1 rRNA gene is annotated in these 369 nt (G+C 43.1%); it reads right to left on the bottom strand.

The annotated features are described in order from the left end of the window. Positions 1-307: 307 nt before the first annotated feature. Positions 308-369 (bottom strand): 16S ribosomal RNA (locus KVP70_RS33435); the annotation flags it as partial.

Here is a 369-nt window from a genome sequence, read left to right as displayed (position 1 = left end):
ACTTATTCACTTGTCCCTATAACGTTAGCCCCTGCGACTAACAAGGAGCGTTTATAGGAATAAGAAGTACTACGTTGTTGCGTTTGTTGATACATACAATCATTACCCACCCACGCGGTTCCCCGCACGGGTACATAAAAATTTACTTACTTCTTCCAGATTGTTAAAGAACGTACAGCACTTGGTCTCTAAAAGACCAAACCTAAACCTCGTGGCTTACGTTTGAGCTTTTTTTGTGGAGAAAATGCTGTTCTTTATTTCATTACAGTCGATAAGTGTGAACGCTTGAAGAAGAGTGCTACTCTAGAAAGGAGGTGATCCAGCCGCACCTTCCGATACGGCTACCTTGTTACGACTTCACCCCAGTCA

It is taken from the genome of Duganella violaceipulchra, assembly GCF_019166075.1.
Classification (GTDB): domain Bacteria; phylum Pseudomonadota; class Gammaproteobacteria; order Burkholderiales; family Burkholderiaceae_D; genus Rugamonas; species Rugamonas violaceipulchra.
This window is presented reverse-complemented; position numbering and strand designations above follow the sequence as displayed.